This is a genomic window from Jiella sp. M17.18 (assembly GCF_041027365.1).
In the GTDB taxonomy this organism is placed as follows: Bacteria; Pseudomonadota; Alphaproteobacteria; order Rhizobiales; family Rhizobiaceae; genus VKMB-3413.
Genome location: NZ_JBFTEH010000013.1, coordinates 54959 through 76991 on the forward strand (window position 1 = coordinate 54959; position 22033 = coordinate 76991).

16 protein-coding genes, 1 pseudogene and 1 riboswitch are annotated in these 22033 nt (G+C 69.3%); of the genes and pseudogenes, 10 read left to right on the forward strand and 7 right to left on the reverse strand.

Translation table 11 applies throughout. From position 1 onward, the window contains the following. Positions 1 to 7 precede the first annotated feature (7 nt). A pseudogene (locus AB5S17_RS20220) lies at positions 8 to 606 on the reverse strand (IS5 family transposase); the annotation flags it as partial. A 104-nt stretch (positions 607 to 710) separates the two neighbouring features. Here AB5S17_RS20220 and AB5S17_RS20225 point away from each other — a divergent pair. Next, positions 711 to 1001, forward strand: a complete 291-nt coding sequence (locus AB5S17_RS20225) for a hypothetical protein (protein WP_369242802.1) — start codon at positions 711 to 713, stop codon at positions 999 to 1001. 295 nt (positions 1002 to 1296) lie between these two features. Here AB5S17_RS20225 and phnE (AB5S17_RS20230) read toward each other — a convergent pair whose 3' ends face one another. The 5 genes from phnE (AB5S17_RS20230) to AB5S17_RS20250 all read right to left on the reverse strand — a co-directional run bounded on the left by phnE (AB5S17_RS20230) (position 1297) and on the right by AB5S17_RS20250 (position 6312). After that, positions 1297 to 2964, reverse strand: a complete 1668-nt coding sequence (phnE, locus tag AB5S17_RS20230; protein ID WP_369242804.1) for a phosphonate ABC transporter, permease protein PhnE — start codon at positions 2962 to 2964, stop codon at positions 1297 to 1299. A 10-nt stretch (positions 2965 to 2974) separates the two neighbouring features. Next, on the reverse strand, positions 2975 to 3931 hold the full coding sequence (phnE, locus tag AB5S17_RS20235; protein WP_369242806.1) for a phosphonate ABC transporter, permease protein PhnE: 957 nt from the start codon (positions 3929 to 3931) through the stop codon (positions 2975 to 2977). A 67-nt stretch (positions 3932 to 3998) separates the two neighbouring features. Beyond that, complete coding sequence (gene phnD, locus AB5S17_RS20240; protein WP_369242808.1) at positions 3999 to 4904, reverse strand: phosphonate ABC transporter substrate-binding protein; 906 nt, start codon at positions 4902 to 4904, stop codon at positions 3999 to 4001. Positions 4905 to 5009: 105 nt separating this feature from the next. Next, complete coding sequence (gene phnC / locus AB5S17_RS20245; protein WP_369242810.1) at positions 5010 to 5849, reverse strand: phosphonate ABC transporter ATP-binding protein; 840 nt, start codon at positions 5847 to 5849, stop codon at positions 5010 to 5012. A 103-nt stretch (positions 5850 to 5952) separates the two neighbouring features. After that, on the reverse strand, positions 5953 to 6312 hold the full coding sequence (locus tag AB5S17_RS20250; protein WP_369242812.1) for a hypothetical protein: 360 nt from the start codon (positions 6310 to 6312) through the stop codon (positions 5953 to 5955). Positions 6313 to 6449: 137 nt separating this feature from the next. On the opposite strand from AB5S17_RS20250, the gene AB5S17_RS20255 reads away from it, so the two are divergent. The 3 genes from AB5S17_RS20255 to AB5S17_RS20265 all read left to right on the forward strand — a co-directional run bounded on the left by AB5S17_RS20255 (position 6450) and on the right by AB5S17_RS20265 (position 11820). After that, positions 6450 to 7007 (forward strand): TetR/AcrR family transcriptional regulator, encoded by a 558-nt coding sequence (locus tag AB5S17_RS20255; RefSeq protein ID WP_369242814.1) that lies wholly within the window; start codon positions 6450 to 6452, stop codon positions 7005 to 7007. Positions 7008 to 7123: 116 nt separating this feature from the next. After that, positions 7124 to 8326 carry an efflux RND transporter periplasmic adaptor subunit gene (locus AB5S17_RS20260; RefSeq protein WP_369242816.1) on the forward strand — a complete coding sequence of 401 codons (1203 nt, stop codon included), beginning with the start codon at positions 7124 to 7126 and terminating at the stop codon, positions 8324 to 8326. Continuing rightward, positions 8323 to 11820, forward strand: coding sequence for an efflux RND transporter permease subunit (locus AB5S17_RS20265; RefSeq protein ID WP_369242818.1), 3498 nt, complete (start codon positions 8323 to 8325; stop codon positions 11818 to 11820). Before AB5S17_RS20260 ends, AB5S17_RS20265 begins: the two co-directional genes overlap by 4 nt. 41 nt (positions 11821 to 11861) lie before the next feature. Here AB5S17_RS20265 and AB5S17_RS20270 read toward each other — a convergent pair whose 3' ends face one another. After that, entirely contained in the window at positions 11862 to 13388 is a 1527-nt protein-coding gene (locus tag AB5S17_RS20270) for an MFS transporter (RefSeq protein WP_369242820.1), read from the reverse strand. Positions 13389 to 13476: 88 nt separating this feature from the next. Between AB5S17_RS20270 and AB5S17_RS20275 the strand changes: the two genes are divergently transcribed. The 6 genes from AB5S17_RS20275 (at position 13477) to cobO (ending at position 21967) form a co-directional block, all read left to right on the forward strand. Next, positions 13477 to 14316 (forward strand): universal stress protein, encoded by an 840-nt coding sequence (locus AB5S17_RS20275; protein ID WP_369242822.1) that lies wholly within the window; start codon positions 13477 to 13479, stop codon positions 14314 to 14316. Positions 14317 to 14429: 113 nt separating this feature from the next. Beyond that, positions 14430 to 14679: riboswitch (cobalamin riboswitch) on the forward strand. A 216-nt stretch (positions 14680 to 14895) separates the two neighbouring features. Further along, positions 14896 to 15447, forward strand: a complete 552-nt coding sequence (gene cobU / locus AB5S17_RS20280) for a bifunctional adenosylcobinamide kinase/adenosylcobinamide-phosphate guanylyltransferase (RefSeq protein ID WP_369242824.1) — start codon at positions 14896 to 14898, stop codon at positions 15445 to 15447. A 41-nt stretch (positions 15448 to 15488) separates the two neighbouring features. Continuing rightward, on the forward strand, positions 15489 to 16577 hold the full coding sequence (cobW, locus tag AB5S17_RS20285; RefSeq protein ID WP_369242826.1) for a cobalamin biosynthesis protein CobW: 1089 nt from the start codon (positions 15489 to 15491) through the stop codon (positions 16575 to 16577). An 11-nt stretch (positions 16578 to 16588) separates the two neighbouring features. After that, complete coding sequence (gene cobN / locus AB5S17_RS20290; RefSeq protein ID WP_369242828.1) at positions 16589 to 20833, forward strand: cobaltochelatase subunit CobN; 4245 nt, start codon at positions 16589 to 16591, stop codon at positions 20831 to 20833. A gap of 31 nt (positions 20834 to 20864) precedes the next feature. Then, the gene (locus AB5S17_RS20295) at positions 20865 to 21317 is read left to right on the forward strand and encodes a GNAT family N-acetyltransferase (protein ID WP_369242830.1); all 453 of its coding nucleotides are present in this window, start codon (positions 20865 to 20867) and stop codon (positions 21315 to 21317) included. 41 nt (positions 21318 to 21358) lie between these two features. Beyond that, positions 21359 to 21967 carry a cob(I)yrinic acid a,c-diamide adenosyltransferase gene (cobO, locus tag AB5S17_RS20300; RefSeq protein WP_369242901.1) on the forward strand — a complete coding sequence of 203 codons (609 nt, stop codon included), beginning with the start codon at positions 21359 to 21361 and terminating at the stop codon, positions 21965 to 21967. Positions 21968 to 22033 lie beyond the last annotated feature (66 nt).

Sequence of the window (22033 nt, forward strand, 5' to 3'; positions counted from 1 at the left end):
CGCGGACTCATTGTGCATTGATCCAGATGCGGATGGCAGCGAGCTTGAGGGCGGCCATGAAGTTGTCGGCGCGGCGGTCATAGCGTGTCGCAAGGCCTCGCATCTGCTTGATGCGATTGAAGAAGCGCTCGACGAGGTTGCGCTGGCGGTAGACCCAGCGGCTGAAGGCGAAAGTGGCCTTGCGGATCGAGCGCGGCGGGATGTTCGCCCAGGCCTTGCGGCTGGCGACGAAGGAACGGATGCCGTCCGTGTCGTAAGCCTTGTCGGCAATGACGGTCGCTCCCGGCGCGACGGCGTGGAGCAGCTTGGTCGCCATCGGCGCGTCGCCGGCCTGTCCGGCCGTCAGTTCGAGTCGGACCGGGCGCCCCTCTGCATCGACGAGGGCGTGGATCTTCGTGGTCAGGCCGCCACGGGAATGTCCCATGCAAGGATCGGCAGATCCCTTTTTTTACCGCCCGCACCATGCTGGTGGACCCGAACGCAGGATGAGTCGATCATGACGATGTCGCCGTCGTAAGCTTCGGAGACCGCTGCCAAAAGGCGATCCCAAACGCCGGCGGCCCGCCAGCGCGTGAAGCGGTTGTAGAGCGTCGTTCAGCCCCATCGCGACGAGGCCGCCGGGACTGTCGAGGACGAGGAGCTTGGCATTCGGTGCGGCATCGAGGGCGCGGCGAAAGTTCAGCGCGGCGCCGGCGTCGATGGCGCCGTGCATGGTGATGACGTCGGGCTGGGCATTGTCGGTCGAGAAGGGGCCGAAGGTCCGCGTGGCGGCAAGCGCGCCGGCCGACTGGCCGAGCATGAGCGCCGCGAAGACGCAGAAGAGCATCAAGAGCCTGAAACCATTCACGCGGACGCCTCCGTTCAGCCGGGAAGCTCAGTGGAGCATGGTGCATCGCGCGGTTGCAATGGCAAATGTGAAACGGTTGGTCGATCACGATCGAGGCCCGATATCGAGCGACACCCTCATCGATCGCCTCGGCCAGGCTCGGCCGGTGTCCTGACAGGCTTGCTTCGCCGGATCCTGTGACGGCAGATCGGAGCGGCCGCCGATGGATCAGACCTTGGCGCCGACGTGGTCCGAAGCGCGGATGCGATCGCCGGGCGCAGCACCAGAGGCCGTCGCGGTCGAAGGTTGCGGCAGGCTCGACGGAAGTGTTCCGGCCACGTTGCGAGTCTGGGCGCGAAGGGTCGTCGTCGGCGCGTGGGCGCCCCCGATCAGCCGATGCCTGTCGGTCCGTTCCGGACGGCCGGCGTCCACGCATGCCGGCCGAAGCTCCCGAGAAAGGCCGCCCGCGCTCAGCGTTGCGGCTTGATCAGCCGGCTGCGGATGGCGTTGGAGATGCCGTCGAAGATGAACACCACGATCAGGATCAGCAGCACCATATAGGCGACGTTCTCCCAGTTGGCGTTGGTGCGCATCGCCTCCCAGAGCTTCAGCCCGATGCCGCCGGCGCCGACCGCGCCGATGATCGTCGCCGAGCGGGTGTTCGATTCCCAGAAATAGAGGGACTGCGAGACGAAGATCGGCAGCACCTGCGGCAGCACGCCGAAGCGCTGCACCAGCACCGGCGCCGCCCCGACGGACTTCAGCCCTTCGCGCTGCTTGTCGTCGATGTTCTCCAGCGCCTCGGAGTACAGCTTGCCGAGCGTGCCGGTGTCGGTGAAGAAGATCGCGAAGATGCCGGCGAGCGGGCCGGGGCCGAAGGCGCGGATGAAGAACAGCGCCCAGATCAGCATGTCGACGCAGCGCTGGAAGTCGAAGAACCGCTTGGTCACCTGGTTCACCGGCCGGTTGTGGGTGATGTTGCGGGCGGCGACGAAGGACAGCGGGAAGGCGACGATCGAGGCGAAGAGCGTGCCGGCGAAGGCCATGACGATCGTCTGCATCAGCTTCTCCCAGACGTCGCCGTGCTGCCACTCCGAATTGTTGAGGATGTTGTTCCAGGCGAGCGACAGGTTCGACTGCGCCGGATCGAGCCGCGGATCCGACCAGATCAGGCGCAGCACTTCGCCGTACGGCTTGCCGAAGAACGGGGACTGGGGATCGAAGAAGAAGTTCTGCCAGCCCCAGAAGCGGTGGCGGACCTTGACCTCGTCGTCGCGCACCTCGATCGAGCCACGAAAGCCGAAATTGCAGCGCAGCGTGCCGCCGTGCCCGTCCTGCTTCGCCCAGGCGGGCAGGGGACCGCCCCTTATCACCACGCTTTTGCCGGGCGTTATGTCAATGACGCGGGTCTCGCCCTCGTAGGCCACGGTGACGGTGCGGGGCGCGATGGTGACCCTCGCCGCGCCGATGGCGAGATGCGTCGCGGTGGTCACCGTCTCCGTCGTTGGAGGGGCCGGAACGGCCGGCGCCGGGGCATCGGCCGCACCTTTCGCGCTTCCGGCCGACGACGCGGGCGCGGCAGGCGCCATGAAGCTGCCGGCACTGCTCTGGGTGGACGTAGCGGGAGCAGATGACGCGGGCGCGGCCGGTGCCATGAAACTGTCGGCGCTGCTCTGCGTGGATGTGGTGGGAGCAGACGTCGCCGGGCCGGCCGGTGCCATGAAGCTCCCGGCGCTGCTCGCCGTCGAGGTCTCCGGCGCGGACGGTGCCGGCGCGCCGCCGGCCGGCGCCCGCGGCGGCGCGGCGATCGTCTCCTGCTCCTTCGTCAGCCAGTCGGGATTCGGATTGTCGCCGAGCGGTGAGAAGCGCGGATATGCGACGGTGAGGCTGCGGCCGTTCGTCTCGACCGTCGGCCGCACCTCGTAGGAGACCCAGTCGGCGAGATAGATGCCGGCGATATGCCAGCTCGCCTTCGAGAGGGCCGTGCCGACGCCGAACAGCCACCAGGCGAAGCAGAGGTAGAGGATCGTGGTCGCCGCGACGACCGGGATCCGCCAGCGCCGCCAGACCGACTGGCGGAAGACATCCGGGTAGCGGCTGCGCAGGTCCTCGGCCGCGCTTGCGGAAAGAGCGCTCATCTCTGTCTCCTCAGCCGCCGAGCTGGAAGGCGGTGTTGCCGACGAGGCGGCGCCTGAGATGCGCCGAGAGCTGGTCGACCGCGACGATGGTGCAGAACAACAGGATGATGATCGCCAGCGTCTTCGCCTCGTGGCCGCGGCTGATTGCGAGGCGCAGCGGCTCGCCGATGCCGCCGCCGCCGACCGCGCCGATGATCACCGAGGCCCTGACGTTGATCTCCAGGCGCAGCAATGTGTACGACAGGAAGTTCGGCAGGACCGCCGGCACGATGCCGTAGCGCACCCGCTCCACCCAGGAGCCGCCGGCCGCGCGCAGGCCCTCGTCCGGCCGCATGTCGGCATTTTCCACCACCTCGTAGAACAGCTTGCCGAGCGCGCCGATGGCGTGGATCGAGACGGCGATCATCGCCGGGATCGGGCCGATCGACAGGATCGCCAGGAAGAAGCCGGCGAGCACGATCTCGGGAAAGGCGCGGACGATCTCCATGAAGCGCTTCACCGGGATGCGCACCCAGAACGGCGCCTTGAGGTTCCGCGCCGCGGGAAAGCACAGGAGGAAGGCGAAGACGAAGCCGATGATGGTGGAGACCAGCGCGATGTTCAGCGTCTCCATCATCTTGTAGAAATATTCGGGAATGTAGAACCAGTCGCCGACATACACCCGGCCGACGGGGTAGTCGTATTTCAGGCTGCCGTTGTCATAGGGCGACGTCAGGTCGAACATCGCGCGCCAGACCTCGGTGGCGTCGCGCGGGATCATCTGGTCGACGAAGTCGAAGAGATGCGGCAGCCGGTCGAAGAACTTGCCGGCATTGGTCTGGTTGGCGAACCAGAGCGAGCCGCAGAGCGCGGCGAGGATGACCAGAAAGCCGCCCCAGCTGTAGAGCCGGCGCTGCCACTGCAGCTCGCGGAAGTGGCGGAAGACGAGCTGCGTCTCGGGCCCGAGATCATCGGCGGAAGCGGTCATGTGGGGATCATCCGGGCTCGCGGGGCGCGCCGCGGATGGCCGCGACGCGCCGCCTCAAGGGCTGGAATCAGCCGCCGATCGTCGCCTTGCGGGCCGCGATGATCGTCTCGTAGAAGGCCGGGGTGACCTCGGTGAAGCCCTTGAAGTCACCGCCTTCGACCGCCGCGAAGCAGGCCGGGTCGGTCTTCGGCAGGTTCATCATGTAGTCCTTGAACTTCTGCTTCATGTCCTTGTCGAGCCCGGCGCGCACGACGATCGGGCCGTTCGGGATCAGCGGGCTCTCCCAGAGCTGGACGAGGTCGTTCATGTCGAGCTCGCCCTTGTCGACCATCTTGCGCAGGTTGCCCGAGGTGTAGCCGTCCTCGAACTTGCCGACGCCCGACGCCCAGGTCGTGCCGGCGTCGAACGTGCCCTTCAGGACTTCCAGGACGAGGTTCTCGTGGCCGCCGCCGAAGCCGGTGGAGGCGAAGAACTTGTCGACCGGCATGCCGATGTCCTTCGGCAGGGCGACGTTCGGGACGAGGTAGCCGGAGGTCGAGTCCGGATCGGCGAAGCCGAGCTTCTTGCCCTTCATGTCGGCAAGCTTGGTCATGCCGGAATCCTTCCGGGCGACCATGACCGAGTGATAGCCGGTCGAGCCGTCGGTCTGGACGGTGGTCAGGATCGGGTCGACCGCGTCCTTGTTCTCCAGATAGACCTTGGCGTAGCCGGAGGCGCCGAGCTCGGCCTCGTCGAGCGTCCCGCCGAGCAGGCCCTGGATCACGCCGTCATAATCGGCGGCCGGGAACAGCTTGACCTCGTCGACGCCGAGCTTGGTCTTCAGCTGGTCGACCATGCACTGGAAGTTGCGCAGCCGGTCGGCCTGGTTCTCGCCGCCGAGAATGCCGATGCGGAATTCCGAGGCGGAGGCGGACACGGTGCCGGCGGCAACTGCGGCGAGGGCGACGGCGCCCAGAAGCATCTTCTTGATCATGGGATCTCTCCTGTTGGGTGGGGGAATCGTCTGCCTGCTGAGTGGCATTCTCGCCGCCGCGGCCCCCTTCGCCGGCGCCGGCAGAGCATGTTCGGGATCTGAGGCTCAGGCGCTGAGCGCCGGCCGGAAGGCCTGCGGCCGCTGCGCGGCGACGGCAGCGGGATGAGGCTGCGACAGGCTGGTCGAGGTGATCGCCTCCGACAGATCGGCGCCCTCGGCGCCGTAGATCCGGCGCACGGCCTCGCTCGTCAGCGCGCCGGGCGCGCCGTCGAACACCACCTTGCCCGCGGCGAGGCCGACGATGCGTTCGCAGTAGGTCCGGGCGGTGTCGAGCGTGTGCAGGTTGGTGATGACGGTGATGCCCTCGCGGGCGTTGATGTCTTTCAGCGCGTCCATGACGATCTGGGCGTTCAGCGGGTCGAGCGAGGCGATCGGCTCGTCTGCGAGGAGCACCTTCGGCTCCTGCATCAGGGCTCTGGCGATCGCGACGCGCTGCTGCTGGCCGCCGGACAGGGTGCCGGCCATCTGCAGCGCCGTCTGGGCGATGCCGAGCCGCTCGAGGGCGGCGAGCGCCTGCAGCCGCTCCTCGTCGGAAAAGATGCCGGCGAGGTTGAGCAGCGTGCTGCGGTGGTTGAGGCGGCCGAGCAGGACGTTGGTGAGGACGTCGATGCGCGGCACGAGGTTGAACTGCTGGAAGATCATCGCGCAGTCGCGCTGCCAGCGGCGCAGCCTCGCCCCGCCGAGGCGGGTGACGTCCATGTCGCCGAAGCGGATGACGCCGCCGGTCGGGTCGATCAGCCGGTTCAGCATGCGCAGGAGCGTCGACTTTCCGGCGCCGGAGCGGCCGATGACGCCGACCATCTGGCCGGCGGGAATGTCGAGCGTCACGCCGTCGACGGCGGTGAAGGTCGCAAAACGCCGGGTGACGTTGTCCAGTTTCAGCATCAAGGCCCCGATCGCGGTTGCGGCCAGACAAGCGTCGCCGGGCCGGCTGGTCATCGCTCGTTGGTGTCGCGCTGCAATAGGGACTGCGGATGAAGCTGCGATGTCAGTCCGGATTCAGGTCGATGACATCCGGTGCGCGGGTCGACGCAGCGGGGAGCGCTCTCAGGATGATCACCGCCCCGGCGGCGCACGCCTGGCGCTCTGCCAGGCCGCTTTCGAGGCTAGTCCGGCGACAGGATCGTCGGGGCGCGTCGCGGACGACGTGGCCGGTCTTGCGGCCTTCTCCGAGACGCTCATGGAGATGCCGCCCCAGCACAGCGACGCGAACGCCAACCGGTCGGCCATCCTTGAGTTGGAAATCGACGAAGTCGATGCGGAGCGCCAACGGCTCGATCCGCTCGTGACGAAGCCGCGTACGCCGATATTGCGCCGCATTGCTGCACCGCATCTCGACAAGGCGCATCGTTGCGCGTATATGCGAACGATCGTTCGCTCTCACTCTCTGGTAATCGTTTGTCCGAACCCGCAGTCGCAGTCTCGACCCTCTCCCCTGAGGGCGCTCGTTCCATTTCCAGCGCCCATGAGGAGCGCCGGGCGCAAGTGCTGAAGGCGGCGCGGACCTGCTTCGCGCGGGCCGGCTTTCACGGCGCGTCGATGCAGCAGATCTGCGCCGAGGCGAAGATGAGCCCGGGGGCGCTGTACCGCTATTTTCCGTCGAAGGACGCGATCGTCGAGGCCATCGCCGAGGAGGAGCGCGTCAACGCCGTCGAATGCATGGCCGCGCTGACCGGCGAGGGCTCGATCGTCGACCGGATCACCCGCGTCGGCATGGACTATCTCAGCCAGACCATGGACCCCGACACCGGCGGGCTGATGGTCGAGATCTGTTCGGAGAGCCTGCGCAACACCGCGGTCGGCCATCGTTTCCGCGAGCTGGAACGGGAGATGCGCACCGCGTTCCTCGACGTCTTGCGCCGGGCGCAGGCCGCGGGCGAGGTCGATCCCGCCCTCGATCTGGAGGTGGCGTTGACGGTGATGTCGGCGGTCGGCGACGGCCTGGTGATGCGGCTGCAGATGGAGCCGGTCGATCTCGACCGGATCGAGCCGTATCTGCGGCGCGTGGTCGCCGGCCTGCTGGCACCGGCGGCCGCGCGATAGCGGCTGCTTCGATTGGCCTCATGGGCCCCATGGCGTTCGGCGATGCGAACGCCCAATTGACGTGTCGGCAGGATGTGACTGCCGGAAGAAGTCCGATCCGAAGTCGAGGCATGTGCATGTCCGTCCGCCCTCTCGCCCTTCGCCTGTTCGCGGCCGCCGTTGCGGTGTCTCCGCTGGCCCTGCGCGCGCTTCCGGCCGCAGCCGAAACCGCGGCTCCCGCGAGCGTTGCGCCGCAGCCGCCGAGCGTTACCGTCGTCCCGGCCGCCGTGAAGGAACTCGTTTCGACGATCACCGTCACGGGCTCGCTGACCCCGCGCGAGACGGTGATGGTCGGGGCCGACGTCGACGGGCTCCGGGTGATCCAGCTCCTCGCCGACGAGGGCGACACGGTGAAGGCCGGCCAGGTCCTCGCCCGGCTGGAGACCGACATGATCGAGACCGATCTCGCCCAGAACGCCGCGCAGATCGCCAAGGCGGACGCGACCCTCGCCCAGGCGAAGACGCAGATCGAGAACGCCAAGGCAGTCGCCACCGAGGCCGAGGCGGCGCTCGCCCGCGCCCAGCCGCTCGCCAAGAAGGGCATCATCGGACAGAGCGAGCTCGACCAGCGCATCCAGGCGGCGACGTCGGGCCGGGCGAGCCTTGCCAACGCGCAGCAGGGCGTCGTGGTGGCGCAGGCCGACAAGGCCGTGCTGGAGGCGACGCGCAAGCAGCTCGAACTGAAACGCTCGAAGGCCGAGATCCGGGCGCCGGCGGACGGGCTGGTCCTGTCGCGCTCGGTCAAGCTCGGCAGCGTCGTCTCCGCCGGCAGCGGCGCGCTGTTCGAGATCGCGCGCGACGGGCTGATCGAGCTCGACGCGCAGGTGCCCGAGACCCAGCTCGGCGCGCTCGAGAAAGGGCAGAAGGTCAGCGTCAGCCTGCCGGGCGGCGACAAGACCGTGCAGGGCGAGATCCGGCTGGTGGCGCCGAAGGTCGACGAGACGACGCGTCTCGGCGACGTCAAGATCGCGCTGCCGAAGTCCGATGCGCTGCATGCCGGCGCCTTCGCGCGCGGCGTCGTCGAGGTCGCGCGCGACAAGGGCGTCGTCCTGCCGCGCACGGCGGTCATCTTCGACGGCGACCGGCCGAGCGTCCAGGTCGTCCGTGACGGCAAGGTCGAGACGCGTCAGGTCGTCCTCGGGATTTCCGACGGCGCGTCGGTCGAAATCAAATCCGGCGTCCAGGCCGGCGAAGCGGTCGTGGCGACGGCCGGCACCTTCGTGCGCGACGGCGACGCCGTCACGCCGGTGCCGGTGAAGACGGCGGAGGCGCAGCGATGAACTGGAACTTCTCCGCCTGGGCGATCCGCCATCCGGTCCCGCCGATCCTGCTCTTCGTGGTGCTGATCGCGCTCGGCCTCGTCAGCTTCTCCGGCCTGCCGATCACCCGCTTTCCGAATATCGACGTGCCGATCATCACCGTCACGGTGACCGAATCCGGCTCGGCGCCGTCTGAACTCGAGACGCAGGTGACCAAGAAGGTCGAGGACGCGATCTCCTCCGTCTCCGGCCTCAAGCACGTCACCTCGACGATCACCGACGGCATGTCGGTGACAGCGGCGGAGTTCCGCCTGGAGGTCGACAGCAGCAAGGCGCTCGACGACGTCAAGGACGCCATCGCCAAGATCCGCTCGGACCTCCCCGCGACGGTCGACGAGCCGATCGTCCAGCGGCTGAACGTCGAGGACCAGTCGATCGTCACCTATGGCGCCTATGCGCCGGGCAAGACGCCGGAACAGCTCTCCTGGTTCATCGACGACACCGTCATCCGCGCCCTGCAGGGGCTGAAGGGCGTCGGCCGGGTCGAGCGCATGGGCGGCGTCGAGCGCGAGATCCAGGTGCGGCTCGATCCGGACCGGCTGGCGGCGCTCGGCGTCACCGCGGCGCAGGTCAACGCGCAGCTGCGCTCGACCAATGTCGACCGCTCCGGCGGGCGCGCCGACTTCGGCGGCCAGGAGCAGGCGATCCGCACGCTCGCTTCCGCCGACACGGTGCAAGGGCTCGCCTCGACCAAGATCGCACTGGCCGGCGGGCGGCAGATCCGCCTGTCGGACCTCGGCGAGGTCGTCGACAGCTGGGAGGAGCCGCGCTCCTTCGCCCGGCTGGACGGCCAGCCGGTCGTCGCCTTCTCGGTGTACCGCGCCAAGGGCGCCTCCGACACGACGGTCGCCGACGCCGTGGCCGGCGAGGTGAAGAACCTCGCCAAGACCTATCCGGACGTGACCTTCTCGAAGATCGACGACAGCGTCACCTCGACCCACGGCAACTACCAGTCTGCCATGGAGACGCTGGAGGAGGGCGCGCTGCTCGCCGTCATCGTCGTGCTGCTGTTCCTGCGCGACTGGCGCGCGACGGCGGTCGCGGCGATCACCCTGCCGCTGGCGGCGATCCCGACCTTCTGGGCGATGGACCTCTTCGGCTTCTCGCTGAACCTCATCAGCCTGCTCGCCATCACCCTCGTCACCGGCATTCTCGTCGACGACGCGATCGTCGAGATCGAGAACATCGAGCGGCACATGGCGATGGGCAAGCCGCCCTATCGCGCGGCGATGGAGGCGGCGGACGAGATCGGTCTCGCGGTCATCGCGATCACCGCGACGATCATGGCCGTCTTCGCGCCGGTGTCCTTCATGGGTGGCATCGCCGGCCAGTACTTCAAGCAGTTCGGCCTGACGGTCGCGATGGCGGTGTTCTTCTCGCTGCTCGTCGCCCGGCTGATCACGCCGATGCTCGGTGCCTATTTCTTCCGGCCGCATCGGCGCACGGGCGCCGGCTTCCGCCGCCTGTTCGGCCGCAAGCTCCTGGTCCTCGGGCCGCTGGCGGGGCTCGCGATCGGTGCGCTGTTCGCGCTGGCGCTGCTGCCGGACGCCGATCTCGGCCACGGCGTCATGGAAACGGTCGCGTCCTATGCCGCGCATCTGCCGCCGGTCTCGGTCGCCGAGGCGAAGGATCTGTCCATCGCGATCGGCGGCGGCGCCATCGTCCTCGCGCTGGTGCTCGCCTATGTCGGCATGCCGCACCGGCACGCCGAGCACGACGGCCTGATCATGCGCGCCTACACAGCGGTGCTGCGGGCGACCGTGCGCTGGCGCTGGGTGACGCTGGTCGCCGGCCTGGCGCTCTTCGCCCTGTCGATCCACAGCATCAAGTACCTGCCGACGGGCTTCATCCCGAAGGAGGACTCCTCGCGCATCGTCGCCTCGCTGGAACTGCCGCCGGGCGCGACGCTGGACGAAACGCGGCGCATCACCGACAAGGCCGTGAAGATGGTGCGGGAACTGCCGGAGGTGCAGAGCGTCCTCGTCATCGGCGGCTCCAGCCCGACCGGCACGCTGGAGGTGCGCCGCGCCGCGCTGACCATCAACCTGTCGCGCAAATGGGAGCGCAAGCGCAGCCAGGCCGAGCTCGAGCCGATCATCGCCAACAAGCTGGCGCAGATCCCGGATCTGAGGTCCTTCTACGTCAACGATCGCGGCGACCGCGAGCTGTCCGTCGGGCTTCTCGGCGACGACGGCGACAAGGTCGCGGCCGTCGCGGCCAGGCTCGAAAGCGAGATGCGCCGCAACCCGATGTTCTCCAACCCCTCGGCGATGGCCTCCTTCGCCCGGCCGGAGATCCGCATCCACCCGCGCCTCGACCAGGCGGCCGATCTCGGCGTCACGCCGGACCAGATCTCCCAGACGGTGCGTGTCGCGACCATCGGTGACGTCGGCGCCAATCTCGCCAAGTTCAATGTCGGGAGCCGGCAGGTGCCGATCCGCGTCGAGCTGAGACAGGACGCCCGCAAGAACCTGTCGACGCTCAAGAACCTCAGGGTGACGACGGCCAGCGGCGCCTCCGTGCCGCTCGACTCCGTCGCCGACATCAAGTTCGGCCAGGGGCCCTCGACCATCGACCGCTACGACCGCAACCGGCTGGTCAAGGTCGGCGCCTCGATGATGCCGGGCTACGAGATCGGCCAGGGCATGGCGGCGATCATGCAGATGCCGGCGGTGAAGAACATGCCGGCGGGCGTCCATCTGCAGGAGGTCGGCGATGCCGAGATTCAGGCGGAGGTCTTCGCCGGCTTCGCCGAGGCGATGGGCGCCGGCATCATGATGGTGCTGGTGGTGCTGATCCTCCTGTTCGGCAGCGTCTTCCTGCCGATCACCATCCTCGCCTCGCTGCCGCTCTCGGTCGGCGGTGTCGTCGGCGCGCTGCTCCTGACGCACGACGCCGTGTCGATGCCGGTGGTCATCGGCATCCTGATGCTGATGGGCATCGTGACGAAGAACGCGATCATGCTCGTCGACTTCGCGGTCGAGCAGGAAAAGCACGGCATGAGCCAGTTCGAGGCGATCATCGATGCCGGCCGCAAGCGCTCGCGGCCGATCATCATGACGACGCTGGCGATGGTGGCGGGCATGGTCCCGGCGGCGATGGCGTCGGGCGAGGGCGGCGAGTTCCGCGCGCCGATGGCGATCGCGGTGATCGGCGGCCTCGTCGTCTCGACCGTGCTGTCGCTGGTCTTCATCCCCTCGGTCTACACGCTGATGGACGACCTCTCCCACGTCGTCGGCCGGCTGTTCCGCCGGATGCTGAAGCCGAACCGGGCGGAGGAGACGGGCGAGCCCCTGACCGAGGCCTATGCCGGCCACGGGAACACTGCGGCGCCAGAGCCGGAGCTGCCGCCGCCCGGGCCGAACTGGAAGCGGGTGACGGAGTTCCCGCACAAGGTCCGCCCGGTCCGCGAGGACGGCGCCGACCATTCCGGCCTGCAGCCAGCGGCCGAATAGGCCGCCGGCTGCCCGAAGGCACCGAGGTCTCGGGGGGCGCCTCAGACGCGGCGGATCGGCAGCGTCCAGGCGAGGACCATGGCCAGCGCCGCGAAGACGGCGGTGCACAGGAAGGCGTTGCGGAAGGCCTGGTCGAGACCGCCCTCGATCGCCGCCTGCTGCGCCGCGGTCAGCGCCTCCAGCGCCTGCGGCCCCTCCTGCAGGATTTGGCCGAAGGCCGAGCCCGCTTCCGGGCTGATCAGCATGACGGTGGTGAACAGCACCGTGCCGACGATGGCGGTGCCGACCGCCGCGCCGAGCGAGCGAGAGAACTGCACCGTCGCGGCGCCGGCTCCCAGCTGCCGGCTGCCGGCCGCGAGCTGCACGGTCAGCTGCACGACGCCCATCAGCGTGCCCATGAAGATCGAGACGAGGCCGAAGGTCATCGAGAGCGCGCCGATCGACAGGTCCGGCGCGGCGAGAGACACCGCCGCGAGCCCGATGGTGACGAGCGTCAGCCCGACGGACGGGAACACCGCGGTGCGGCCGGTGCGCCCGACGATCCGCCCGGTCACCAGCGAGCCGATGCCGATCCCGACGGTCATCGGCAGGATCAGGAAGCCGGTCGTCGCGGCCGAGGTGCCGTGCACCATGCGGAAATAGAGCGGCAGGAAGGTGATCAGCGAGACCAGCGTCGCGCCGTGGCAGGCCGCCATGGCGTCGCAGCGCCAGATCGCCGGATGCTTCAGCAGCGGGATCGGCAGCAGCGGCGAGGGCGCCCGCCGCTCCCGGCGGATCAACAGCACGACAGACCCGATCGCGAGGAGGAGCAGGATGGCGGGCATGATCCAGGCGCCGCTGATCGCGCTCTGCGTCTCCTCCAGCATGATCAGCGTCGAGGCGATGAAGGCGGCGAAGAGCACGAGCCCCGGCGTGTCGAAACGGAAGGTCTCGCCGGTGCCCGCGCGCTGCGGCAGCCGCAGCGCCAGGAGCGCCGCGCCGAGCCCGACCGGCACGTTGACCAGGAACACCGACTGCCAGCCAAAATGCTCGGTGAGATAGCCGCCGACGACCGGGCCGAAGGCGCTGGAGGTCACCGCGACGGCCGCGAGATAGCCCTGGTAGCGGGCGCGCTCGCGCGGCGGGATCGCCTCGCCGACCAGCGCCTGGGACAGCGTCATCAGCCCGCCGCCGCCGGCGCCTTGCAGGATGCGGGCGACCGTCAGCATCACGATGCTCTGCGACACCGCGCACAGGATCGAGGCGGTGACGAAGATGCCGAGCGCCACGAACATCAGCCGCCGGCGTCCGAGGACGTCGCCGAGCCGCCCGTAGACCGGCGCGGCGATCGTCGTCGCGACGAGGTAGGAGACCACCACCCAGGACAGCCGGTCGACATCGCCGAGCGAGGCGGCGATCGCCGGCAGGGCCGTCGCGACGATCGTCTGGTCGACCACCGCCAGGAACATCGGCAGCATGATCGACGGGAAGACCGTCAGGAAGTTGCGGCGGGCGCCGGAATGGTCGTCGAATTCGTCCGGCGCCGCGGCAGCATCGGCGGGATCGGGTCTGGCAGCAGGTCTGGACATGAGACGGAGATGGCGATCAGCTAGAAGGAGGGACTCGGGGGCGGGAGGCGTCACCGATCTCTAGCGCTAGATAATCGTAAGGGTCCAAATGAAAACGATCCTCGTTCCTGTCGAGCAACACGATTCGGCGCGCTTCGCGCTCGATCTCGCCGCCACGCTCGCCGAACGCTTCGACAGCGTCATCGAAGGCTTCGCCCTGCAGGTGCCGCCGCTGGCGGGCATCGGCTGGGATCCCGCCAGCGTGGCGATGATCCACGAGAGCGACTGGGATCACCGCCAGGCGATCGCGAAGGCGAGGCAGCTCTTCCGCGACACCATGGCGGAGCACGGGCTCCATGACGGGGCGGAGGCCGCCAGCGACGCGTCGGCCTCGCGCGCGATCTGGAACGAGGCGGCGATGGCCGGAGAAGGCTTCCTCGGCGGCTACGGCCGCGCCTTCGACCTCACCGTCGTCGGCCAGCCCCGCGCCGGCGGCAGCTCGATCACCACGCTGGAGGCGGCGCTGTTCGACAGCGGCGGCCCGATCCTGCTCGTGCCGCCGAAGCGCTTCGACAGCGTCGGCGAGACGGTCGTCATCGCCTGGAACGGCTCCAGCGAGACCGCCCGCACCATCGCCCTTGCCATGCCGCTGATCCGCAAGGCGAAGCGGGTGGTCGTCCTCTCCGACGATGGCGGCATCGGCGACCGGCCGGCCGGCAGCCTGATCCAGCGCCGGCTGGAGCGGAACGGCATCGCCGCGGAGCTGAAGCTCCTTCCCGACAAGCGCATCCGCTCGGGCGAGGCGATCCTTTCGGAAGCCGCCGCGCTCGGCTGCGACCTCCTCGTCAAGGGCGCCTACACCCAGAGCCGGCTGCGCCAGATGATCTTCGGCGGCGCCACCAACCACATCCTCGCCAATGCCGAGATGCCGGTGATCCTGGCGCACTGACGTCCGCGGCACGGACGAGGAGTCAGCTCGCTGCCCGCCGATCGCTCCTGCGGCGAAACGGGTTTGCGAAACGCGGCCGGTCCGCTACTGTCTGCGCCACCGCTTCGCATTTCGCGGAGCGGCCGAAGGACGGTTCCCCTTCCGCAATCCGTGGAAGGGGCGAAGAGGGAATGCGACGGGTCGACCCAATCCGGGGGCCCATATCGCAGCCGACCCCGCGACTGTAGAGCGGCGAGACCGCCCCATCCGAACGGCCGACCCTGTCTGCTGCCGGAAAAGCCACTGGAGCCAAGGCTCCGGGAAGGCGAGGGACCGATCGACGACCCGCGAGCCAGGAGACCTGCCGACCTTCGACATTGCGCCGCCGGGCGATCCCGCGCGGCCGTCACGGAGGTTGATATGATGCCGACTACCGATTGCCATCCCGCATCGCCGCCGGTTCGGAGCTGCGCGCCATCCGGTTTCGCCTGCGGCGCCGGCGCCGCCCGCGGCTGACCCGTTCGGCCGCACCGGAGCTCGTCGCCGCCAGCGGCTGACGGGCGCCTTCGTGCGGCTGGTCCGGCAAGGGCTGGCGCAGAGATGACCGACCGATCCGAACAAGGGCGCGCCCGACCGGCGCTGCCGTCCGTCACGCTCGTCCTCGGCGGCGCGCGCTCGGGCAAGAGCGCCTTCGCCGAGAAGCTCGCGGCGTCGAGCGGCCTTTCGAAGGTCTATGTCGCGACCGGCCGCGCCTTCGACGCCGAGATGGAGGCGCGGATCGGCGACCACCGCACCCGGCGGGGCGCCGACTGGCGTACCGTCGAGGCACCGCTCGCCCTGCGCGAGACGCTCACGGCCGAAACCGCCGAAACGCGTATCGTGCTCGTCGACTGCCTGACGCTGTGGCTGACCAACCTCATGCTGGAGGAGCGGGACGTGCCGGCGGAGTGCAGCGCGCTGGCCGAGAGCCTGAAGCACGTCGCCGGGCCGGTAATCCTCGTCTCCAACGAGGTCGGCCTCGGCATCGTGCCGGACAACCGGATGGCCCGGGAATTCCGCGACCATGCGGGCCGCCTGCACCAGGAGATCGCGGCCGCGGCGGACGACGTCCATTTCGTCGCCGCCGGCCTGCCGTTGAAGATGAAGGGTTGAGTTGTGGACGCAATGTCCCGCCGGCCGACAAGGAGGCATTCATGCCGCAACAGAAGATTCCCGCCACCGTCATCACCGGCTTCCTCGGAGCCGGCAAGACGACGCTGATCCGCAACCTCCTGCAGAACGCCGGCGGCCGGAAGATCGCGCTGATCATCAACGAGTTCGGCGACCTCGGCGTGGACGGCGACATCCTCAAGGGCTGCGGCATCGAGACCTGCAGCGAGGACGACGTCGTGGAGCTGAACAACGGCTGCATCTGCTGCACCGTCGCCGACGACTTCATCCCGACGATGACGAAGCTCCTGGAGCGGGACAGCCTGCCGGACCACATCGTCATCGAGACCTCCGGCCTCGCCCTGCCGCAGCCGCTCGTCGCGGCCTTCAACTGGCCGGAGGTGAAGACCCGCGTCACGGTGGACGGCGTCGTCACCGTCATCGACGCGGCGGCCGTCGCCGCCGGGCGCTTTGCCGACGACGAGGAAAAGGTCGCGGCGCAGCGGGCGGCCGACGACAGCCTCGATCACGACAATCCGCTGGAAGAGCTGTTCGAGGACCAGATCCGCGCCGCCGACCTCGTCGTGCTCAACAAGGCCGACCTCGTCGACACCGATGCGCTGGAGACGGTGCGGCGCAAGATCGCGGCGGCCACCGGCCGGCAGGTGAAGACGGTCGCTTCCGAGCACGGGAAGCTGCCCGCCGACGTCCTCCTCGGCATCGCGGCTGGGACCGAGGACCTCATCGCCGCGCGCAAGTCGCATCACGAGATCGAGCACGAGGGCGGCGAGGCGCACGACCACGACGAGTTCGAGAGCTTCGTCGCCTCGGCCGGTCCGCTCGCCGACCAGAAGGCGTTCGTGGCCGGCCTCTCCGACCTTATCGGGGAGCACGACATCCTGCGGCTGAAGGGCTTCGCGGACGTGCCGGGCAAGCCGATGCGGCTCGTCGTCCAGGCCGTCGGCCAGCGCATCGAGACCTATTTCGACCGTCCCTGGCGGCCGGAGGAAAAGCGCGAGACGCGACTGGTGGTGATCGGCCTGCATGACGGGCTGGACGATGCGACATGCGACGCGATCGCCCGGCGGATCAGCGGGCTGGCGGCGGGCGAGACCGCGGCCGCAGCGGAATAGGGGCCGGCCGCTTGCACCTCCTCCTCGCGCAGAAGGGCACGATCGACGAGGGCGGCGAGGCGGTGGATCTCGGCCAGTCGCCGGGCGAGATCGCCGTCCTCTCCGCGGCCGACACGGAGATCGCCGCCCTCTCCGCCGCCGCGCATCGCCTCGGCTTCGGCCCGCAGGAGCTGCGGCTCGCCAATCTCCTGCGGCTGAAACACCCGATGTCGGTCGATGCCCATGTCGGCCGGACGCTGAGGCACGCCCGGCTCGTCGTCGTGCGCCTCCTCGGCGGCGCCGCCTACTGGCCCTACGGCCTCGACGCGCTGCTGGCGAATGCGCAAGCCTCGGGCAGCAGGCTCGTCGCGATCCCCGGCGACGACAAGCCGGATCCCGGCCTCGACGCCTACACCACGATCCCGCTGGAAGAGCGCGACCGGTTGTGGCGGTTCCTCGTCGAGGGCGGTCCGGCGAACGCGGAGGGGTTTCTTTCGGGCTGCCGGGCGGTGCTCGGACGCGGCGACTGGCCGGGCGAGGCGACGCCGCTGCTCAAAGCGGGGATGATCAATCTTCGCGGAGATGGCAGCGCGAGGCGCCCCCCTCTGGCTTGCCAGCCATCTCCCCCGCAAGGGGGGAGATCAGGCGGTGGCGATGGCGCCGGCCGTCCGGGACCGGATCCGGCCGTTGGACGCGGTGTCGGATATGCGGAGCCTGTCCCCACTGGAAACAGCGGCAGCAGCGGCGCTACGGAACAGAGCGGCGAGGCCGAACAAGGTTCGATCTCCCCCCCTGCGGGGGAGATGTCCGGCAGGACAGAGGGGGGCGCGAAGGGCGCTGCGTTTGCAAAGGTTTCGCCTCAAGACACCCGCAACGAGCCCCTCGCCGCCATCGTCTGCTACCGCGCCCTCGTCCAGAGCGGCCAGACCGGGCCGGTGGCGGCGCTGGCGGATGCGCTGGCCGAGCGCGGCCTCGACGTCCTTCCCGTGTACGTGGCGAGCCTCAAGGACCCGGTCTCCGTCGAGACCGTCCGCACCCTCTTCGCCCGTCGCCAGCCCGACGTCGTGATCAACCTCACCGGCTTCGCCGTGTCCTCGCCGGCCGCGGGGCCCGGCGCCGAGCGCGTGCCGACGGTGCTGGAGGAACACGGCGCGGTCGTCCTGCAGGCGGTGCTGGCGTCGGGGTCGGAGGAGGCCTGGACCGCATCCAGCCAGGGCCTTTCCGCCCGCGACCTCGCGATGAGCGTCGCCCTGCCGGAGCTCGACGGCCGCGTCCTGTCGCGCGCCATCGCCTTCAAGTCGGCCGGCGAATGGGATGCCCTGACCGAAACCGATATCGTCGCGCATCGCGCCCGGCCGGACCGCATCGCCTTCGTCGCCGGTCTCGCCGCCCGATGGGCCCGGCTGCGGCGGAAGGCCAACGTGGACAAGCGCGTCGCCGTGCTCCTTGCCAACTATCCGAACCGCGACGGCCGCCTCGGCAACGGCGTCGGGCTCGACACGCCTGCGGGCACGGTCACGGTGCTGCGGGCGATGGCGGCGGATGGCTACCCCGTCCGCGATCTCCCCGCGGACGGCAACGCGCTGATCGACCACCTGATGGCGGGGCCGACCAATGCCGGGACGGCGGCGCGGCAAGTCCGCGAGACGATGCCGCTCGGCGCCTACCGCGCCTTCTTCGACCGCCTGCCGCAGGCCGTGCGCGACGCGGTGACCGCACGCTGGGGCGCGCCGGAGACCGATCCGTTCTTCCTCGCCGACAGGGCCGGCTTCGCCCTGCCCCTCGCGCGTTTCGGCGAGACCCTCCTCGGCATCCAGCCGGCGCGCGGCTACAACATCGACCCGAAGGAGACCTACCACTCCCCGGACCTCGTGCCGCCGCACAACTATCTCGCCCTCTACGCCTTCCTGCGCGAGACCTACGACGCGGATGCCGTGATCCACATGGGCAAGCACGGCAATCTGGAATGGCTGCCGGGCAAGGCGCTGGCGCTGTCGGAGGAATGCTTTCCCGAGGCGGTGTTCGGCCCGCTGCCGCATCTCTACCCCTTCATCGTCAACGACCCGGGCGAGGGGACGCAGGCCAAGCGCCGGACCTCCGCGGTCATCGTGGACCATCTGACGCCGCCGCTGACCCGCGCGGAGAGCTACGGCCCGCTGAAGGACCTCGAGGCCCTCGTCGACGAGTATTACGAGGCCGCCGGCGGCGACCCGCGGCGGCTGGCGCTCCTCAAGACGCGCATTCTCGACCTCGTCCGCGACATCGGTCTCGACCGGGATGCAGGCATCGGCGACGGCGAAGACGACGCCGCGGCGCTGGAAAAGCTCGACGCCTATCTCTGCGACCTGAAGGAGATGCAGATCCGCGACGGCCTCCACGTCTTTGGAGTGGCGCCGCAGGGGCGGCTCCTCACCGACCTCGTCGTCGCCCTGGCGCGGCTGCCGCGTGGCTCCGAGGCCGGCGAGGCGTCGCTGATCCGCGCGCTGGCGGCGGATCTGGGGCTCGGCGGGTCAGCGTGTGATGCTGGCGACAGGCACCCCCCTCTGTCCTGCCGGACATCTCCCCCACAAGGGGGGAGATCAGGCGGTGGCGCTGGCGGCGCTCGTGCCGATGCCTTCGCATCCGACGAAAACCTCGTCGAAAAGCGCGAAAGCGCTGAACGAGATCCTATCTCCCCCCCGGTGGGGGAGATGTCCGGCAGGACAGAGGGGGGCGCATCGGAGCGCGTGGTTGAAGACCATTCCCCCTTCGACCCCCTTGACTGCGAGATGGCGGCGCCTTGGACCGGCCCGCGCCCACAGCTTCTCCACAGCCTGTCTCCCGACCCTTGGCGCACGGTCGGCGACACCGTCGAGCGGCTGGAACTCCTCGCGGCAAGGCTCGTCTCCGGCGATCTGCCGCTGCCCGCCGGCATGCCCCGGACGGCGCCGGTCCTCAATGATATCCACACCCGGCTGAAGCTCGCTGTGGAAGCCTGTGGAGAGGCCGAGATCACCGGCCTCCTCGCCGGCCTCGCCGGCCGCTTCGTTTCGCCCGGCCCCTCCGGCGCACCGACCAGAGGCCGGCCGGACGTCCTGCCGACCGGCCGCAACTTCTTCTCCGTCGACACCCGCGCCGTGCCGACCGAGACCGCGTATGCACTGGGGAGGAAATCGGCGGAACTGCTCGTCACCCGCCACCTGCAGGACCAGGGCGAATGGCCGACCGCGCTCGGCCTCACCGCCTGGGGCACTTCCAACATGCGCACCGGCGGCGACGACATCGCGCAGGCGCTGGCGCTGATCGGGGCGAAGCCGGTGTGGGACCGGGCGTCCCGCCGCGTCACCGGCTACGAGATCGTCACGCTCGCCGGGCTCGGCCGCCCGCGCGTCGACGTCACCCTGCGCATCTCCGGCTTCTTCCGCGACGCCTTTCCGGACCAGATCGCCCTCTTCGACCGGGCGATCCGGGCCGTCGGCGCGCTGGACGAGGACGAAGCCGACAACCCCATCGCTGCGCGCATGCGGGCCGAGCGGGCGGCGCTGGTCGAGGCGGGCGCGGATGCCGCCGAGGCCGAGCGGCGCGCCGGCTTCCGCGTCTTCGGCTCCAGGCCCGGGGCCTATGGCGCCGGCCTGCAGGCGCTGATCGACGAGAAGGGCTGGGACGACAAGGCCGATCTGGCCGAGAGCTACCTCGTCTGGGGCTCCTTTGCCTATGGCGCCGACGCGGAGGGGGAGGCCGAGCGGCAGGCCTTCGAGACGCGGCTCGCCGGGCTCGAGGCGGTCGTCCAGAACCAGGACAACCGCGAGCACGACCTTCTCGATTCCGACGACTACTACCAGTTCGAGGGCGGCATGACGGCCGCCGTCGAGCATCTCTCGGGCGAGCGGCCGGTCGTCTACCACAACGACCACTCGCGGCCGGAGCGCCCCGTCGTCCGCACGCTGGAGGAGGAGATCGGCCGCGTCGTGCGCGCCCGCGTCGTCAACCCGAAATGGATCGCCGGCGTCATGCGCCACGGCTACAAGGGCGCCTTCGAGATCGCCGCGACGGTGGACTACATGTTCGCCTTCGCGGCGACGACCGGCGCGGTGAACGACCACCATTTCGAGGCGGCCTGGAACGCCTTCCTGATGGACGATCAGGTGCGCGCCTTCCTCGCCGGGAACAACCCGGCGGCGCTCGCCGAGATCCGCGACCGCTTCGCCGAGGCGATCGCGCGCGGCCTCTGGTCGCCGCGTTCCAACTCCGCCCGGGCGGAGCTCGAGGCGGGCCGTCGCCATGGCCCGGGGGCTTGAAGCGATGGATGCCGCGCTCCATGACATCGCCATGACACCCATCATCGAACGGCTGGACCTCACCGACACCGACCTGCGCACCCGCATCGTTGCGCCGCTCGCCGAATATTCGACCCGCAAGAACTTCGCCTTCGCGCCGCATTTCGTGACGCTGGCGCTGAAGGACGAGGCGGGGGTCGACGGAGGCCTGATTGCGCAGGTCTACTGGGACTGGATGCATATCGAGATCCTCGCCGTGCCGGAGCGCTGGCGCGGCCGCGGGCATGGCCGGGCGCTGGTCGACAAGGCGGAGGCCATCGCCGTCGAGGAAGGCTGCACGGGCGTCTGGGTCGACACCTATTCCTTCCAGTCGCCGGGCTTCTACGAGAGGATGGGCTACCGTCCCTTCGGCCGGCTGCCGAACTACCCGAAGGGCGAGGAGCGGCTGTTCTTCGCCAAGCTCCTCGCAAAGGACACGCCCCACCATCCGGAGAAGGCTGCATGAGCGAGGACGAGGCGCCGGCGCGCGCAAAGATCACCGACGGCATGAGCGAGGCGGAACTAAACGCCCGCCATGCCGAGAAGATGAAGAAGAAGAAGGCGGCCCGCGACAAGATCCTCGCGACCAAGACGATCGAGAAGGGTCTGCTGATCGTCCACACCGGCAAGGGCAAGGGCAAGTCGACGGCCGCCTTCGGCCTCGTCTTCCGCGCCCTCGGCAACGGCATGAAGGTCGGCATCGTCCAGTTCGTCAAGGGCAAGTGGGAGACCGGCGAGCGCCATGCGCTGGAGCGCTTTCCCGACCAGGTGACGATGACGGCGATGGGCGACGGCTTTACCTGGGAGACGCAGGACCGCCAGCGCGACATCGCGGCGGCGAAAGCCGCCTGGGAGCGCGCCAAGGCGATGATCATGGACGAGGAGCACGACATGGTGCTGCTCGACGAGATGAACATCGTGCTGCGGTACGACTATCTCGACATCGCCGAGGTGATCGCCTTCCTCGAGCAGAAGCCGGAGAAGAAGCACGTCATCGTCACCGGCCGCAACGCCAAGGACGAGCTGATCGACCTCGCCGACCTCGTCACCGAGATGGAGATGGTCAAGCATCCCTTCCGGGCCGGCGTGAAGGCGCAGAAGGGCATCGAGTTCTGAGCGTCCTCACGGGGTGAGGCAGGATGAGCGCTCCCTGCACGGCTGAAGCCGCAGCTTGGGGGCGAG

What these genes read in the sequence shown, in the direction of transcription:
- AB5S17_RS20225 (WP_369242802.1), top strand. Translation starts at nt 711, where the DNA reads ATGGTGATGACGTCGGGCTGGGCATTGTCGGTCGAGAAGGGGCCGAAG.
- phnE (WP_369242804.1), bottom strand. Translation starts at nt 2,964, where the DNA reads ATGAGCGCTCTTTCCGCAAGCGCGGCCGAGGACCTGCGCAGCCGCTAC.
- phnE (WP_369242806.1), bottom strand. Translation starts at nt 3,931, where the DNA reads ATGACCGCTTCCGCCGATGATCTCGGGCCCGAGACGCAGCTCGTCTTC.
- phnD (WP_369242808.1), bottom strand. Translation starts at nt 4,904, where the DNA reads ATGATCAAGAAGATGCTTCTGGGCGCCGTCGCCCTCGCCGCAGTTGCC.
- phnC (WP_369242810.1), bottom strand. Translation starts at nt 5,849, where the DNA reads ATGCTGAAACTGGACAACGTCACCCGGCGTTTTGCGACCTTCACCGCC.
- AB5S17_RS20250 (WP_369242812.1), bottom strand. Translation starts at nt 6,312, where the DNA reads ATGCGCCTTGTCGAGATGCGGTGCAGCAATGCGGCGCAATATCGGCGT.
- AB5S17_RS20260 (WP_369242816.1), top strand. Translation starts at nt 7,124, where the DNA reads ATGTCCGTCCGCCCTCTCGCCCTTCGCCTGTTCGCGGCCGCCGTTGCG.
- AB5S17_RS20265 (WP_369242818.1), top strand. Translation starts at nt 8,323, where the DNA reads ATGAACTGGAACTTCTCCGCCTGGGCGATCCGCCATCCGGTCCCGCCG.
- AB5S17_RS20270 (WP_369242820.1), bottom strand. Translation starts at nt 13,388, where the DNA reads ATGTCCAGACCTGCTGCCAGACCCGATCCCGCCGATGCTGCCGCGGCG.
- AB5S17_RS20275 (WP_369242822.1), top strand. Translation starts at nt 13,477, where the DNA reads ATGAAAACGATCCTCGTTCCTGTCGAGCAACACGATTCGGCGCGCTTC.
- cobU (WP_369242824.1), top strand. Translation starts at nt 14,896, where the DNA reads ATGACCGACCGATCCGAACAAGGGCGCGCCCGACCGGCGCTGCCGTCC.
- cobW (WP_369242826.1), top strand. Translation starts at nt 15,489, where the DNA reads ATGCCGCAACAGAAGATTCCCGCCACCGTCATCACCGGCTTCCTCGGA.
- AB5S17_RS20295 (WP_369242830.1), top strand. Translation starts at nt 20,865, where the DNA reads ATGACACCCATCATCGAACGGCTGGACCTCACCGACACCGACCTGCGC.
- cobO (WP_369242901.1), top strand. Translation starts at nt 21,359, where the DNA reads ATGAGCGAGGCGGAACTAAACGCCCGCCATGCCGAGAAGATGAAGAAG.